Genomic DNA, 14,931 nt, shown 5'->3' with positions numbered 1-14,931 from the left:
GCGCTTCCGAAGGGCGGCGCTACGCGTCGCCTCGGCGCCCGATCCCGTCCAGCACCACTCGCGCGATCGCGATGTCCTGCACCGCGATCCCGGTGAGGTCGGCGATGGTAATGTCGTCGTTCGAGCCACGCGCCGGCACGTCGCCGGCCAACACCGCCCCCAGCTCGACGCAATCGCCCGCATCGATCAGCCCGACCTTGGCAGCGGCAGCGAATTCGCCATGGTCGAGGCTCTGCTCCAGCGAATCCGCGATCCTGACATCGGCGAGTGCGACCAACGCGCTGTCCAGTTCCTGCTTGCCCGGCGCATCGGCGCCGAGCGCGGTGATATGCGTGCCCGGCCTGATCCAGTCGTCGCGGATGATCGGCGCGGCGGCCGGCGTCACCGTGATCAGCGCATCGGACTGCATGCACAAAGCCTCCAGGTCCGCCACAGGCTCGACGGCGATGCCCTCCCCTGCGAGATCGCGCCTCAGCGCTTCCAGTTTCTCCGGTGAGCGCGCCCAGACCGCAAAATGCGGCTCGCGTTCGCGCAACAGATGCGCGGCGGCGCGGATCTGGAACCGCGCCTGCGTACCGGCACCCACGATCCCGATCCGGCGCGCATCGGCCCGCATCCCGGCACGCGTCGCGATGGCGCCGGCCAGCGCCGTCCGGAGATCGGTCAACCAGCCCTCGTCGCGCAGGATCGCGACGACCGCACCGGTCTCGGCTGAAAGCGCGATCATCATCCCGCTCGTCGTCGGCAGCCCCTTGGCGGGATTGTCGTAGAACCCCGTCGCGATCTTCACGACGAAGATCGGATCACCCGCGATATGGCCGAACTTGATGTGGCAGTCGCCGTTATGCGCGGGAAAGCCGAGATAGCCGACCGGCGGCATCTGCACCTGGCCCGCGGCAGCCGCCTTGAACCCCTCCTCCAGCGCGACGAAGGCCCGGTCGAGATCGACGGCGGCCTCGATCTCCGCACGCGACAGGTCAAGCATCCGGGGTCTCGTTGGCCTGATTGAGGTAGTTGTAGACGGTCGCGCGGGCGAGCCCGAGGATGCGCGAGATATAGGCGGCGGCATTGCGGCCACCGAACGCACCGTTCGCGGCGAGGTCCGCAACCAGCTCCCGCTTCTCGGCGCGGCTCAGGCTGGTCACGGCAAGCCCGCGGCTTTGCGTCCATTGCTGCACGAACTCGTTGATCCGCTCGTGCCAGTCTTCCTTGAACAGCGCCTGCGGCTTCTCGACGCCAGCCGGCACCGTCGCCAAGGCCGAGAGCGTCTGCATCAATGCATGGAACTGCGAGACATCGACATTGATGCAGAGCACGCCGATCGCCCTGGCACCGGCCGAGAGCACGATGCTGATCGATTTCAGCCGCCGCCCGTCCCAGTTCACCTTCTCATAGGGGCCGATGATCGTCTCGTCGGGATCGAAGCCGATCTCGTCGAGCAGGGACGGTTCGCCCAGCACGCGCTGCGAGAAATTGCCGGCGATATGCACGACGCTCTGCGAGCCGAGATCGTGCAGCACGACCTCGGCATGCGGCCGGAACAGCAGCGCCACCGCATCGCAGACCGGCAGGTAGGGAGCGAGTTCCGGCGTCATGCCCGATCCGTCAGCGCGGCTGCGACTTGAGGTAGTCGCTCAGGCGTTCCAGCCCGGCCGAGAGGTGCTCGCCCGGCGCGCCGATGCCGATGCGGATATAGCCGTCCATCCCATAGACATCGCCCGGCAGCAGCATGATCCCGCGCTCCTCGCGCAATCGATGAACAAGCTCGGTCGAGTTCATTGAGTGGCTGTACTTGATGAAAGCCATGCCGCCGGCCTTGGGCGGTACGAAGGAGAAGAACTCGTCATTCGCCTTCACCCAGTTCGTCAGGAGCGCGAGGTTCTCCCGCAGGATGGTCTTGCTGCGCTGCAGAATCTCGGCGCGCTTCGCCGGCTGGATGACGATCCGGGCGATGTGCTCGCTCAGCGCGCTCGTGGTGATCGAGGTGTAATCCTTGTTCTGCCAGGCAGTGTAGATGTCCTTGGCCGGCCCGACCAGCCAGCCAATGCGCAGGCCGGGCAGCGCCATCGCCTTGGAGAGCCCGCTGGTGATGATCGCCTTCTCGTAGAGATCGGCGAAGCTGGGCGGCTCGTCGGTTTCGAGCTCGGCGCCCTTGTAGACCTCGTCGGCATGGAGGTAGCAGCCCTGCGCCCGGGCGATCTCGACCAGCGCGTCCATCGTCTCGCGCGAGAGCAGGCTGCCGGTCGGATTGTTCGGATTGCAGATCGTCATCAGCTTGGTGCGCGGCGTGATCGCCTGACGGACCTCGTCGAGATCGGGGGTCCAGCCCAGTTCCTCGCGCAGCTTCACTTCCTTGACAGTGGCGCCGATCGCCCGCGCCCAGCCCCAGATCTGCAGGTAATTCGGCACGAAGACGACGATCTCGTCGCCCGGCTCGATCAGCGACATCACCATCAGGAAATTGGCTTCCGCCGAGCCGTTGGTGACGATCACCTCGTCCGAGGTCCGGTTGCGATAGAGCTTGGCGATATCCTCGCGCAGTTCGACCGCGCCATTGGTCCAGCCATAGCCGAGCTCGACCTCCATCAGCTTGGCGCGCTCATCGGCGCTGAGCAGTTCGTTCAGCGAATAGGGATGGACGCCGCTATCGGAGAGATTGAACTCGACAGTGTTCTCGTAGAGCGACTGGATCCGCTCCAGTGTGAATTCTTCGATCTTCATGCTGCCCATCCCGCGCCGGCCGACCCGCCGCATCTCCCGCGAGTATGATAGGCATAATTTGGACGTCAAGGTCGATTTTGGAATTTACAGTCCAAATCTCGATTGCTATCCCTTAGCCGCACGTCGCAGCCGCTCCCGGAGAGCCCATCATGTCCGACCAGAACCCCGGTGCCAACAAGATGTGGGGCGGGCGCTTCACCACCGCCCCGGCCGATGTGATGCGCAGGATCAACCCCTCGATCGGCTTCGACTACAGGCTCTATCGACAGGACATCGCGGCATCCAAGACCCATGCCGCGATGCTCGCCCGCCAGGGTATCATCGCAGGCGCCGACAACGAGCGCATCCAGGCCGGGCTCGACCAGATCCGCGGCGAGATCGACCGAGGCGAACTCCAGTTCAGCATCGATCTCGAGGACATCCACATGAACGTGGAAGCGCGTCTCAAGGAGATCATCGGCGAGCCGGCCGGACGCCTGCACACCGCCCGCAGCCGCAACGACCAGGCCGTCACCGATGTCCGCCTCTGGATGCGCGACGCCATCGATGCTCTCGACGGCACCATCCGCGAATTGCAGCAAGCACTGATCGAGCGCGCCAGCGAGCACGCCGAAACGATCATGCCCGGCTTCACCCATATGCAGGTCGCCCAACCCGTGACCTTCGGCCACCATTTGATGGCCTATGTCGAGATGTTCGGCCGCGACCGCGAGCGTCTCGCCGGCGCGCGCCAGCGCACCAATGTCTCGCCGCTCGGCGCCGCCGCGCTGGCCGGCACCGCCTTCCCGATCGACCGGCAGTTCACCGCGGCGGAACTGGGCTTCGCCCGGCCGACCGAGAACTCGATGGATTCGGTCGGCGCGCGCGACCATATCTGCGAACTCCTGTTCTGCTGTTCGATGCTGGCCGTGCATCTCTCGCGCCTCAACGAGGAGATCACGCTCTGGTGCAGCGACGGCTTCCGCTTCATCGCACTGTCGGACGCCTTCACGACCGGCTCTTCGATCATGCCGCAGAAGCGCAACCCGGACGCTGCTGAGCTGGTACGCGGCAAGACCGGCCGCGTCGTCGGCTCGCTGACCGCCATGCTGGTAATGGTCAAGGGCCTGCCCATGACCTTCATGAAGGACATGCAGGAGGACAAGGAGCCGATGTTCGACGCGCTGGAGACAGTCGAGCTCTGCGTCGCCGCCACGACCGGCATGGTCCGTGACCTGACCGTGCGCCCCGAGGGCATGCGCGCCTTCCTCGATCGCGGCTTTCCGACCGCGACCGACCTCGCCGACTGGCTGGTGCGCGAGGCCGGCATCCCCTTCCGCGACGCCCACCACATCACCGCCCGCATCGTCGCGCTGGCCGAGGTCAAGGGCTGCACGTTGCAGGCGCTCGATCTCGACGCCATGCGCTCGGTCGATCCTCGCATCAGCGCAGCGGTCTTCGAGGTGCTGGCGCCGGAGCACTCCGTCCGCAGCCGCCGCAGCTATGGCGGCACCGCACCCGACACAGTGCGCGAGGCGATCGAGCGGGCGAAGCAGCGCTGGCTGTCCAACAAGCCGATCCAGGGCTGATCTCTCCCTCGCTCCACGCAACCCGGCGGCGGCCGCTCCGCAAACTTTGCGGGAGCAAACCGGCGGCCTTTCTGGCTATGGATGACGGCGCCGGTCGATTCGATCCGGCCTGAGGAAACGAGCGTGGAGCCATGCAGCTCCACGGCGGGGGGAGAGATGATGGAACACGTCTGGTTGCGTGGGGTGGCCGAGCAGTTCGGCATCGCTGGCGGGCTGCGGCAGCTCGGCGGCGAATACGATCTCAACTTCCGCGGCCGGACCAGCGAGGGCGACGTCATCGTCAAGGCGATGCGCCCGCAGGGCGAGCCCGCTCTCGTCGACCAGCAATGCGCCGCGATCAGTCACGCGCTCGCCGCCGACCCCACGCTCCCGCTCCCGCGCCTCCTGCCAGCCGAAGGCGACCGCTTCTGGCAGAACGTCGCGGACGCTCAGGGCCAGCAGCGCATGGTCTGGGTCCAGCGCGCCTTTACCGGCATTCCGATGGGCGAGGCCGGACCGCAGCCGACTGCCGTCCTCGCCGAACTCGGCGCGCTGACCGCTCGTCTCGACCTCGCGCTCCGCGATTTCAAGGTCACGGCCGCCCCGGACGCCGCGAAATGGGACTTGATCGAGGCCGGCTGGATCAAGCCGCATCTCGACGTACTCGAAGGCGCCCGCCGCAAACTGGTCGCGGAAATCGTCGCCGGGTTCGAGGCGCTCAAACCCGCGCTCGACGCGCTGCCGCGCCAGACCATCCATAACGACCTCAACGACTTCAACATCCTCGTCGAGCCGCGCCTCGGCGAGCCCGCCCGGATCAGCGGCCTGATCGATTTCGGCGACATGACCAATGGTCCGCGCGTCTGCGAGATCGCCATCGCCGCGGCTTACGCCATCCTCGACCATGAGACGCCGGAAGCAGCGCTCGCGGCCTTCGTCGCCGGCTACCATGGCGTCTCCCCCTTGAGTGCCGAGGAAATCGGCCTGTTCTGGCCGCTCGTGCGGATGCGCCTCGCCGTCAGCGTCGTGAACTCGACGATCGAGGCCAAGGGCCGCCCCAACGACCCCTATGTCACGATCTCGCAGGCTCCAGCCTGGCGCCTCCTCGAAAACCCGGCCATCGACGGCGAGTTGATGGGCGCGCGCCTGCGCAACGCCTGCGGCCTGCCTGTCACCGATGCCGCTGGCCGCATCGCGAGCTGGATCGCCGCACAGCGCGGCAGCTTCGCGCCCGTGCTCGGCCGTGCGCTTGATGGCCTGCCGGTCGGCTCGCTCGGCGTCGCCGAAGCGACGATCCCTGCAAACCCGTTCGAGCTGCGCGCCGACGAGGCCCGCAATCTCGGCACCGGGCTCGGCATCACATCCGAGTGGTGGCTCGGCCAATATGGCGAACCGCGGCTGGTCTATACCGATAAAGCCTTCCGCAAGGGCCGCTGGCTCGCCTCGAACCGCCGCACCATCCATATGGCCGTCGATGTCTTCGGCCCGGCCGGCGAGCCGGTCCGCGCGCCCCTCGCCGGCAAGGTCGCTCTTGCCGAGAACCGCAAGGGCCATCTCGACTATGGCGGCGTCGTCATCCTCGAACACCGCACGCCCGCGGGCGACGTCTTCCACACGCTTTACGGCCACCTCGCCGCCGACGGCGCAGGCAAGCTGAAGCCAGGCCAGGAAATCACCGCGGGCGAGGCTTTCGCCAGGCTCGGCCCGGCCGAGGAGAATGGCGGCTGGGAGCCGCATCTGCATTTCCAGCTCGCGCTGACGCTGGACGGCATGGGCCATGATTGGCCGGGCGTCGCCGATCCCGACGACTGGGCGCTCTGGCAGGCGATCTGCCCGAACCCCGCAGCCCTCCTCAACCTGCCGGACGAGACCGTCGCCTATCAGGCAATCGACGAAGCCGCGCTGCTCACCGAGCGCAAGGCCCGCTTCGGTGCCAATCTCAAGCTCAGCTACAAGAAGCCGGTCACCTTCCTGCGCGGCTGGCGCCACCATCTCTTCGACGCGATGGGAAGGCCCTATCTCGACGCCTATAACAACGTGCCCCATGTCGGCCATGCCCATCCGCGCATCCGCAAGGTCGCGATGGACCAGCTCGCGCGGATGAACTCCAACACGCGCTATCTGCACCCGGCGCCGATGGCTTTGGCCGAGCGCCTGACCGCCAAGCTTCCGAAGGAATTGGAGGTCTGCTTCTTCGTCAACTCCGGCTCGGAAGCGAACGAACTGGCTTTGCGCCTCGCCCGCGCGGCGAGCGGCGGCTACGACATCGTCACGCCCGATCACGGCTATCACGGCAACACCACCGGCGCGATCGACATCTCCGCCTACAAGTTCAACAAGCCGAACATGGGCGGCCGCAAGCCCTGGGTGCAGCTCGTCGATGTCGCCGACGATTATCGCGGCCGCTTCCGCCGGGACGATGCCGATCGGGCGCTGCATTACGCTGAACAGGTCGACGGCGCGCTCGCGGCCATCGCAGAGCGCGGCGGCAAGGTCGCCGGCTTCATCGCCGAGACCTTCCCGAGCGTCGGCGGCCAGATCATCCCGCCGCCGGGCTATCTCGCGGCGGTCTATGAGCGCATCCGCGCCGCCGGCGGCATCTGCATCGCCGACGAGGTGCAGACCGGCCTCGGGCGCCTCGGCGACTATTATTTCGGCTTCGAGCAGCAGGATGTGCGGCCGGATATCGTCGTGCTCGGCAAGCCGCTCGGCAACGGCCACCCGATCGGCGCAGTCATCACCACCCGCGCCATCGCCGAGCGCTTCGCGGAAGGACCGGAGTATTTCTCGACCTTCGGCGGCTCGAACCTGTCCTGCCGCATCGCCTCGGAAGTCCTGGATATCGTCGAGGAGGAAGGCCTCTCGGCCAATGCCAAGGCGATGGGCAACAAGCTGCTCGCCGGCATGCGCGCGCTGATGGCGGACTATCCCTGCGTCGGCGACGTGCGCGGCATCGGCCTCTTCCTCGGGCTGGAGCTGGTCACGGATCGCGAGACGCTGCAGCCCGCGACCGATGCGGCCGCCCATGTCATGAACCGCCTGCGCGACATGCGCATCCTCGTCGGGCGCGAAGGTCCGGCCGACAATATCCTGAAGATCCGCCCGCCGCTGACGGTCAGCGCCGACGATGTCGAGATGATCCTTGACCGGCTCAGGATCTGCCTGCGCGAGGTCGAAGCCGCACGGTAGCGCCTTCCATCCCATCCCGGCCCGCTTCTGGCGTGGCCGGGGTGGCCATGGCATCCTGCGCGCGGAGGTGCGGCAATGGAGCTGAAATGGCTGGAGGACGTGCTGAGCCTGTCGACCACGCTCAGCTTCTCGCGCGCCGCCCGTGAACGGAACATCACGCAATCGGCGCTGAGCCGCCGGATCAAGCAGCTCGAGGACTGGCTCGGCTCGCCGCTTTTCGACCGCAGCAGCTACCCGATCCGCCTGACAGAAGCCGGCCGGACCTTCCTGCCGCGTGCGCAGGAAATCCTGAGACAGGTGCAGAACGCGCGGCAGGAGCTGCGCCAGCAGCATGAGGACGCCGCGGAAACGCTCGTCTTCTCTACGCTCAATACCCTGTCGCTGACCTATTTCCCCGGCCTCATCCGGCGCATGGAGGAAAGGCTCGGCCCGCTTAAGACGCGCTTCTGCGACCAGCGCTCGTCCTTCGACGGCAATGTCGCACTGCTCGACCAGGGCGAATGCGATTTCCTGCTCACCTACGCCCATGAGGCCGTGGCGCCGGAACTCGATCCCGAACGCTTCGTTTATCGCCGCCTCGGCAGCGAGCGGGCGATTCCCGTCTCGATCCCCGACGGCAATGGCGAGCCGCTCCATGCCTTCCGTTGTGGCGACACGCCGGTGCGCCTGCTGAGCTATGGCAGCTCGACCTTCTTCGCGCGGCGGCTCGCCCTATTCTTCGCCGAGCGCCCGACACCGCTCGTCACCGTCTATGAGAACCCGATGTCGGTGGGGCTCAAGGCGATGGTTCTCGCCGGGCGCGGCGTCGCCTGGGTGCCGGAAAGCCTAGTGGTAGAGGAATTGCGCAGCGGCCAGCTCGTGCCGGCCGCCGATACCTCGTGGTACGTCTCGGCCGAAATCCGGCTTTACCGGGCAAGGCAGCAGGGCCGTCTTCCGGTCGAGCAGTTCTGGGCCGCCGTCAGCGAGCATAGCCGGCCGGCTCAGCCGGAAAGCTCTGCCCTCGAACGCCGCGCGCCCGTGTCGGCGATCGCCTGACGTATGCTCAGCCCTGCCCGCGCGCTTCCAGGATCAGGCGCAGCAGGCAGCCGAAGGCGAAGCGGCTCACCTCCGTACCCGTGATGTCGGTATTGACGCGATGGACGATCACGAGATCGAGCGACGGAATGACGAGACAGTTCTGCCCACCGACGCCCTGCGCACTGTAGCTGCCGGCGGGCAGCACCACGCCCGGGAAGCCCGTGCCTGAGCGCTCGGTCCACCACATATAGCCATAGCCGCCGCGTGGGCCGGCATCGGAGAGCGGCAGGACACTGGTCGCGACCCAGTTGGCCGGCACGATCTGCTCGTTCTGCCAGCGGCCCTGCCGCAGGAACAACAGACCGAAGCGGGCGAGATCGCGCGTCGACATCCGGAACGGATAGGCGGGATGGACGGAGCAATCGTCCGGCTGCAGCCAGCCGTCGCGGCGCTCGCCGTCGAGGCGGAAATCCTCCATGCCGAGCGGGCGGCCGATCCGCGCCAGGAAATCGTCATGGATGCCGGCGCCGGTCAGCGCCGTGAAGATCGTGCCGAGCGCGTTGAAATCCCAGTTGTTGTACAGCCAGAAGGCGCCCGGCGGCTGCGAATGGCGCGGCGGCTTGATCGACTTCATCCAAGGCGATTCATAGCCGGCCGGGTGGAAGATGCCGGAGCGCGCCGTCAGTAGATCATAGATCGTAGCCGCCTTCTCGCGCTCGCTCAGCCCTTCCTTGTCGTCGATGCCGAGATCGGCGAGCGTGCGCGACAGGTCGATCCGGCCTTCATCCTCGTGAATGCCGATCAGCGCGCTGAGGAAGCTCTTGCGGACGGAATGACACTGATAGCGATGGGCGAGATCGCCACGACTCGCGACGACGCGCCCGCCCTGCACGATCATCAATGTCGCCGTCGAAATGCTGTCGGCATAGCGCCAGGCGCGGTCGAGCCCCTCGCGCGACCAGCCGGCCGCCTCCGGCGCGACGCTCTCCCAGCCGTTCACCGGCCAATGTTCCCTGCTCTTGGCCACGCTCGTCATGCCTGCCTCATCCATTTTCTGATCCGTCGAAGCCCGGCCGCTCACGCGAGCGGGCGATAGCCGACGCTCGCTTCGAGGAATTCGCGCGTATAGGGCTCATGCGCCCGGCCGGCCCTGACATCCTCGGCGCTCATCTCCTCGAGGATGCGCCCCTCGCTCATCATCGCGACGCGCTCGCAGAGATGCGTCACCACCGCGAGATCGTGGCTGACCATCAGATAGGTCAGGTCGCGGTCGCGCCTGAGCTGCTTCAGCAGGTTGAGGATTTCCGCCTGCACGGAAACGTCCAGCGCCGAGGTCGGCTCGTCGAGCAGGAGAAGCTCCGGCTCGATGATCAGCGCACGCGCGATCGCGACGCGCTGGCGCTGCCCGCCCGAGAGCTCGTGCGGGAAGCGATAGCGGAAGGAGGGCCCGAGGCCGACAGCGGTCAGTATCTCGTCGATGCGCTCCTGCGGCCGGTCGAAGCCATGGATCTTCAGCGGCTCGGCCAGCACGTTCTGCACCATCTTGCGCGGATGCAGCGAGGCATACGGGTCCTGGAACACCATCTGCACGCGCCGGAAGAAGGCCTTGTCGCGCTTATGCGGCACCTCGCGATCATGAAAGGCGATCGAGCCGCCATATTCGCCGTTCAAGCCGGCGAGCGCGCGCAGCACCGTCGACTTGCCGCAGCCGGACTCGCCGATCAGGCCGAAAGCCTCGCCATGGCGGAGCGTGAAGGAGACATCGTCCACCGCCTTCAGGGCCGTGGCGCCGCGGCCGAAGACGACCGCGAGATGGCTGACCGTCAGCGCAGCCGGGCGGTTCGCCGCTGGAGTGGAATCGACAGCGCTCATGCCCGGCTTCCGCTCTGCAGGGTCGGCCCGTCCAGCCAAGCCGGGTCGCGACTCGGCACCTGCAACATGTCGGCCGGCCGGTCGAGCCGCGGCAGGCTGTCGAGCAGGGCGCAGGTGTAGGGGTGCCGCGCATTTCGCAATTCGCGCGCCGGAATGTCCTCCATGATCCGGCCGGCATACATGACCAGCACGCGATCACAGAAATCCGCCACGAGATTGAGGTCGTGGCTGATGAAGATCAGCCCGGCGCCGCGCCGCGTCACCAGCTCGTCGAGAATGCTCAGCACCTGCCGCCGGATGGTGACGTCCAGCGCCGAGGTCGGCTCGTCGGCAATAATCAGGTCGGGCTCCGGGATCAGCATCATCGCGATCATGATGCGCTGGCCCATGCCGCCCGAGACCTCATGCGGGAAGAGCTTGAAGACGCGCGCGGGGTCGCGGATCTTCACGGCCTCGAGCATAGCGAGCGCCTTGGCTTCCGCCTCCTTGCCGCCGACCTTGTGATGCAGGCGATAGGCCTCGGTGATCTGCTCTCCGACCCGCATCAGCGGATTGAGCGAGAATTTCGGGTCCTGCAGGATCATCGAGATGCGGTTGCCACGGATCGTCCGCATCTGCCGTTCGCTGGCGGCAAGCAGGTCGATTCCGTCGAAGGACAGCTTCCTGGCGGAGATCGTCGCCGCCTTCGGCGTCAGCTTCAGGATCGTGCGCCCGGTCAAGGACTTACCGGAGCCGGATTCGCCGACGATGCCGACCTTCTCGCGGCCGACGCTGAAGGAGATGCCGCGCACCGCCTGCACCGAGCGATGCGCGCCCTTGAAGGTGACGGAGAGGTCCTCGACCTCGAGCAGCGGCTTATCCATGGCGCGGATCCAGGATGTCGCGCAGGCCGTCTCCGAAGAGGTTGAAGGCCAGGCTGGTGACGAGGATGGCGAGGCCGGGAATGCCGGCGATCCAGCCATTGGTCAGGATGAACTCGCGACCCGACGCCAACATCGCGCCCCATTCCGGGCTCGGCGGCTGTGCGCCGAGCCCGAGGAAGCCGAGCCCCGCCGCAGTCAGGATGATCGAGGCCATGTTGAGGGTGATGCGCACCACGACGGAGGGAATGCACATCGGCACGACATGGCCGAGGATGATCCGCAGCGGAGACGCACCTTGGAGACGCACGGCCGCGATATAGTCGGACTTGCGGATCGACAGCGTCTCGGCCCGCGCCAGACGCGCGATCGGCGGCCAGGCCGCGAGCGCGATCGCGATGATCGCGTGGTCGATGCCCGGCCCCAGCGCCGCGACGAAGGCCAGCGCCAGCACGAGGCTCGGGAAGGCGAGGAAAATATCGACGATGCGCATCAGCACGATATCGACCCAGCCGCCGAGATAGCCGGAGGTCGTGCCGACGATCAGCCCGAGCGGCGCGGCGATCACCGCGGTCAGCAGCGCGATGTAGAGCGTGATCCGCGCGCCGAAGACCAGCCGGCTGAAGATGTCGCGGCCAAGCTCGTCAGTGCCGAACCAATGCGCCGCGGACGGGCGCTGCAGGCGCATGGTCAGGTCCTGCGCGTAGATGTCATGCGTCGCGATCAGGGGCGCGAACAGCGCCGTGAGCGCGATCAGCACGATGATCGCGAGGCCGAACAGGGCGGCAGGATTGGCCCTGAGCCGCCACCATTTCAGCGACAACTGCTGCATCCGTGCCTGGAAGGGCGAGGACGGGACGGGCGCCGCGAGCCAGGCCCTGAGGCCTCGCCCGCTGGCCGGGTCGATGGGTTGTGGTGCCATGGCCATGCCTCAGCGGGTCCGCGGGTCGAAGACCCGGTAAAGCAGGTCGCACAACAGGTTGAGCGTGACGAAGATGACTCCGACCAGGAGCGTGCAGCCGACGACCGCATTCATGTCGCCGGCGAGCAGCGCATTGGTCAGGTAGCGGCCGAAGCCCGGCCAGGCGAAGACCGTCTCGGTCAGCACCGCGCCTTCGAGCAGGAAGGCGTAGGACAGCGCCACCACCGTCACCACCTGCACGGCGATGTTGCGGAAGGCATGGCCCCAGACCGTACGCGCCCAGGACAGGCCCTTCACCCGCGCCGTCACGACATATTCCTGCCCCAGCTGCTCCATCATGAAGCTGCGGGTCATGCGGCTGATATAGGCGAGCGAGCTGAAGGCCAGGATCGAGGCCGGCAAGACGATGTGCGAGACGGCATTGCCGAACATCTCCCAGTTGCCGGCAAGCAGGCTGTCGATCAGCAGGAAACCGGTGACCGGTTCGAGGTCGAACTCATAGGTGAAATCGATGCGGCCGGGCCCGCCGACCCAGCCCAGCGTCGCGTAGAACAGCACGAGTCCCATCAGGCCGAGCCAGAAATTCGGCGCGGAATAGCCGATCAGCCCGACGACCCGGACGATCTGGTCGATCAGGGAACCGCGATACATCGCCGATAGCACGCCGAGCGGAATGCCGAGGCTCGTCCCGATCATGATCGCCACGCTGGCGAGCTCGATCGTCGCCGGGAAGACGCGGGCGATATCCGCCATCACGGGCTTGCCGGTCGTCAGCGCCATCCCGAAATCGAGATGCAGTACGCCCCAGATATAGCGGCCGAACTGGACGTAGAGCGGCTGGTCGAGACCGAGCTGCCTGTACATCGCCTGATAGGCTTCCTGGGTCACGTTGTCGCCGAGCACGGCGACGACGGGATCGAGCGGCAGCAGGCGGCCGATGAAGAATGTCAGCGCCGCCAGCCCGAGCAGGGTAACGGCGAAGGATGCGAGGATCCGGCCCGATACCTTGAGCCAGGACGGAAGAATCCGCCCCGGTTCTGGGCCCGGGCCGGACGCCGCTATGGCGGTCCGGGACATCGCGGCGGCCTTACTTGGTCGCCAGCTCGTAATAGGTCCTGAAGCCATTCCAGGTCCACGACTTCAGGTCCTTGCGCACGCCGGCGACGCTGTTCATCTGGAACATGAAGGCCATCGGCCCCTTGGCCATGACCTCCTTCTGGATCGTGGCATAGAGCGCGTCGCGCTTGGCGGGGTCGGCCTCCAGCAAGGCCTCGTCGATCTGCTTGTTGAGCGCGAGATCCTGATAGGCCGAGCGCCAGCTCGGATACTGGGTCTGCTTCGCTTCCGGCCGGTTGTCGGGGTTAAAGACCAGGCGCGAGGCATTGCCATGGGCGTCCGGCACGCCGGTCTGCCAGGCGAGCATCGCCGACTGGTATTCACGCCCGCGCACCTTGCTGAAGAGCTGGGCATTGGCCATGCGCTCCAGCGAGAGCTTGACGCCAACCTTGGCCGCATTCTGCTGGACGCTCTGGGCGATCGGGTTCGCATGCGGCAGCGTGCCGAAGAGCACGCTCGCCTCGAAGCCGTTGGGATAGCCGGCTTCGGTCAGGAGCTGCTTGGCCTTGTCGAGATCGAGCTTGAAGGGCTGCCCCTCCTTCGCGTCGAGAGCGCCGACGGCGCCGAGCTGGGCGAAGCTCGCGCGCGGCACGCCGAGATAGGTCATCACTGTCTTGCCGAGGCCTTCGTAGTCGATGAGGTAGCGCATCGCGAGACGCACCTTCTCCTTCGAGAACGGGCCGTCCGCGACGTTGAAGCCCCAGTAGAACAGTTGCGGCCTGAGAACCTTGACGATCGAGACGTCCTTGGAGCCTTCCAGGTCCTTGAGGTCCTCGGGCGTCAAGTCGCGCGCAACATCGACATCGCCCTGGCTGAGCAGCAGGCGCTGGGTGCCGGGCTCCGCGACATGGCGGATCAGGATGCGCTTCAGGCCGGGCGCCCTGCCCCAATAGCCGTCATTCGCTTCCAGCACGATCGACTCGCCGGCATTCCAGCGCGTCAGCTTGTAGGGACCGACGCAGGCGGTGCGCGTCGCCAGATACTTGTTGCCGAGATCGCCGCCCTGCTCGTTCGCCATCAGGGTCTTCTTGTCCATCACCATGGACACCCGGTTGGCGGCGATCGCCTGCAGCATCAGCGTCGTCGGATAGGGCTTGTCGAACTTGAGGACGAGCGTGTCGTTCGGGCCCGCGACGATGGTCTGCTCGACATTGTCCTTGGTGAAGCCGTACTCCGTCAGCGTCGCGGCATTGCCGAAGTTCAGCTTGACCACGCGATGCAGCGACCAGGCGACATCCTCGGCCGTGACGGGATTGCCGGAGGGGAATTTGGCGCCCTTGTGCAGGTGGAAGGTGATCTCCTTGCGATCCGGCGAGACGTCCCAGCGCTCGGCGAAGCTCGGCACGACCTTGCGCTCGTCGGCCGGGTCGAAATCGACCAGCGTGTCGCAGGTGTTCTGCAGGATCTCGTTGGTCACGACCTCGCCGACCTGGGCGGGGTCGAAGGTGCTGATGGCGTCGACGTTCCAGGCCATCACCAGCGCGTTTTTCGGCGTCGCGGCGAAGGCCGCACCCGCGCCGGCACAGAGAGCGGCAACCGCCGCGGCGGAGAGGAGCCTGCGCCCGGCGGAGCGTCGCTTGGTTCCGGTCACGTCGTTTCGGTTGGTCATGATTTCGATCCCGCTCTTTGATTGTTATCTGTTGGAATAGGTGTCGGCCTTGCGGGCGCAACCTTGCAGCCGCGCCCG

At 66.6% G+C, this 14,931-nt stretch carries 12 protein-coding genes; 3 read left to right on the top strand and 9 right to left on the bottom strand.

Annotated features, from left to right (window positions below):
* Positions 1-19 precede the first annotated feature (19 nt).
* From Q0Q36_RS03390 to Q0Q36_RS03380, 3 genes are read right to left on the bottom strand one after another with little or no spacing between them, the layout of a single operon-like run.
* Complete coding sequence (locus Q0Q36_RS03390; protein ID WP_293795507.1) at positions 20-985, bottom strand: ornithine cyclodeaminase family protein; 966 nt, start codon at positions 983-985, stop codon at positions 20-22.
* Positions 978-1,595 carry a PAS domain-containing protein gene (locus Q0Q36_RS03385; protein WP_293795505.1) on the bottom strand — a complete coding sequence of 206 codons (618 nt, stop codon included), beginning with the start codon at positions 1,593-1,595 and terminating at the stop codon, positions 978-980. Before Q0Q36_RS03385 ends, Q0Q36_RS03390 begins: the two co-directional genes overlap by 8 nt.
* Before the next feature lie 10 nt (positions 1,596-1,605).
* Positions 1,606-2,721, bottom strand: coding sequence for an aminotransferase class I/II-fold pyridoxal phosphate-dependent enzyme (locus Q0Q36_RS03380; RefSeq protein ID WP_293795502.1), 1,116 nt, complete (start codon positions 2,719-2,721; stop codon positions 1,606-1,608).
* Positions 2,722-2,870: 149 nt separating this feature from the next.
* Between Q0Q36_RS03380 and argH the strand changes: the two genes are divergently transcribed.
* The 3 genes from argH (at position 2,871) to Q0Q36_RS03365 (ending at position 8,492) form a co-directional block, all read left to right on the top strand.
* On the top strand, positions 2,871-4,289 hold the full coding sequence (argH, locus tag Q0Q36_RS03375; RefSeq protein WP_293795501.1) for an argininosuccinate lyase: 1,419 nt from the start codon (positions 2,871-2,873) through the stop codon (positions 4,287-4,289).
* Positions 4,290-4,445: 156 nt separating this feature from the next.
* A complete protein-coding gene (locus Q0Q36_RS03370; protein ID WP_293795500.1) occupies positions 4,446-7,457 on the top strand; it encodes an aminotransferase class III-fold pyridoxal phosphate-dependent enzyme in 3,012 nt (1,003 codons plus the stop codon).
* 75 nt (positions 7,458-7,532) lie between these two features.
* Positions 7,533-8,492 carry a LysR family transcriptional regulator gene (locus Q0Q36_RS03365; protein ID WP_293795499.1) on the top strand — a complete coding sequence of 320 codons (960 nt, stop codon included), beginning with the start codon at positions 7,533-7,535 and terminating at the stop codon, positions 8,490-8,492.
* A 7-nt stretch (positions 8,493-8,499) separates the two neighbouring features.
* On the opposite strand, the gene Q0Q36_RS03360 is transcribed toward Q0Q36_RS03365, so the two are convergent.
* From Q0Q36_RS03360 to Q0Q36_RS03335, 6 genes are read right to left on the bottom strand one after another with little or no spacing between them, the layout of a single operon-like run.
* Complete coding sequence (locus Q0Q36_RS03360; RefSeq protein WP_293795498.1) at positions 8,500-9,510, bottom strand: serine hydrolase; 1,011 nt, start codon at positions 9,508-9,510, stop codon at positions 8,500-8,502.
* Positions 9,511-9,551: 41 nt separating this feature from the next.
* A complete protein-coding gene (locus tag Q0Q36_RS03355; RefSeq protein ID WP_293795497.1) occupies positions 9,552-10,346 on the bottom strand; it encodes an ABC transporter ATP-binding protein in 795 nt (264 codons plus the stop codon).
* Positions 10,343-11,209, bottom strand: coding sequence for an ABC transporter ATP-binding protein (locus tag Q0Q36_RS03350; RefSeq protein ID WP_293795496.1), 867 nt, complete (start codon positions 11,207-11,209; stop codon positions 10,343-10,345). Before Q0Q36_RS03350 ends, Q0Q36_RS03355 begins: the two co-directional genes overlap by 4 nt.
* Positions 11,202-12,128 carry an ABC transporter permease gene (locus Q0Q36_RS03345; protein WP_293795495.1) on the bottom strand — a complete coding sequence of 309 codons (927 nt, stop codon included), beginning with the start codon at positions 12,126-12,128 and terminating at the stop codon, positions 11,202-11,204. Before Q0Q36_RS03345 ends, Q0Q36_RS03350 begins: the two co-directional genes overlap by 8 nt.
* A gap of 9 nt (positions 12,129-12,137) precedes the next feature.
* Positions 12,138-13,205, bottom strand: a complete 1,068-nt coding sequence (locus tag Q0Q36_RS03340; RefSeq protein WP_293795493.1) for an ABC transporter permease — start codon at positions 13,203-13,205, stop codon at positions 12,138-12,140.
* Positions 13,206-13,215: 10 nt separating this feature from the next.
* Positions 13,216-14,853, bottom strand: a complete 1,638-nt coding sequence (locus tag Q0Q36_RS03335; protein ID WP_293795492.1) for an ABC transporter substrate-binding protein — start codon at positions 14,851-14,853, stop codon at positions 13,216-13,218.
* Positions 14,854-14,931: the final 78 nt, after the last annotated feature.

The organism is uncultured Allobosea sp., from assembly GCF_945957345.1.
Lineage (GTDB): Bacteria > Pseudomonadota > Alphaproteobacteria > Rhizobiales > Beijerinckiaceae > Allobosea.
Note: the sequence above shows the minus strand (reverse complement) of the source record. Positions and strands in the feature narration are given on the sequence as shown.

Bases quoted from the DNA above. Each gene is read 5' to 3' on its own strand.
- Q0Q36_RS03390 (WP_293795507.1), bottom strand. From the start codon at position 985: ATGCTTGACCTGTCGCGTGCGGAGATCGAGGCCGCCGTCGATCTCGAC.
- Q0Q36_RS03385 (WP_293795505.1), bottom strand. From the start codon at position 1,595: ATGACGCCGGAACTCGCTCCCTACCTGCCGGTCTGCGATGCGGTGGCG.
- Q0Q36_RS03380 (WP_293795502.1), bottom strand. From the start codon at position 2,721: ATGAAGATCGAAGAATTCACACTGGAGCGGATCCAGTCGCTCTACGAG.
- argH (WP_293795501.1), top strand. From the start codon at position 2,871: ATGTCCGACCAGAACCCCGGTGCCAACAAGATGTGGGGCGGGCGCTTC.
- Q0Q36_RS03370 (WP_293795500.1), top strand. From the start codon at position 4,446: ATGATGGAACACGTCTGGTTGCGTGGGGTGGCCGAGCAGTTCGGCATC.
- Q0Q36_RS03365 (WP_293795499.1), top strand. From the start codon at position 7,533: ATGGAGCTGAAATGGCTGGAGGACGTGCTGAGCCTGTCGACCACGCTC.
- Q0Q36_RS03360 (WP_293795498.1), bottom strand. From the start codon at position 9,510: ATGACGAGCGTGGCCAAGAGCAGGGAACATTGGCCGGTGAACGGCTGG.
- Q0Q36_RS03355 (WP_293795497.1), bottom strand. From the start codon at position 10,346: ATGAGCGCTGTCGATTCCACTCCAGCGGCGAACCGCCCGGCTGCGCTG.
- Q0Q36_RS03350 (WP_293795496.1), bottom strand. From the start codon at position 11,209: ATGGATAAGCCGCTGCTCGAGGTCGAGGACCTCTCCGTCACCTTCAAG.
- Q0Q36_RS03345 (WP_293795495.1), bottom strand. From the start codon at position 12,128: ATGGCACCACAACCCATCGACCCGGCCAGCGGGCGAGGCCTCAGGGCC.
- Q0Q36_RS03340 (WP_293795493.1), bottom strand. From the start codon at position 13,205: ATGTCCCGGACCGCCATAGCGGCGTCCGGCCCGGGCCCAGAACCGGGG.
- Q0Q36_RS03335 (WP_293795492.1), bottom strand. From the start codon at position 14,853: ATGACCAACCGAAACGACGTGACCGGAACCAAGCGACGCTCCGCCGGG.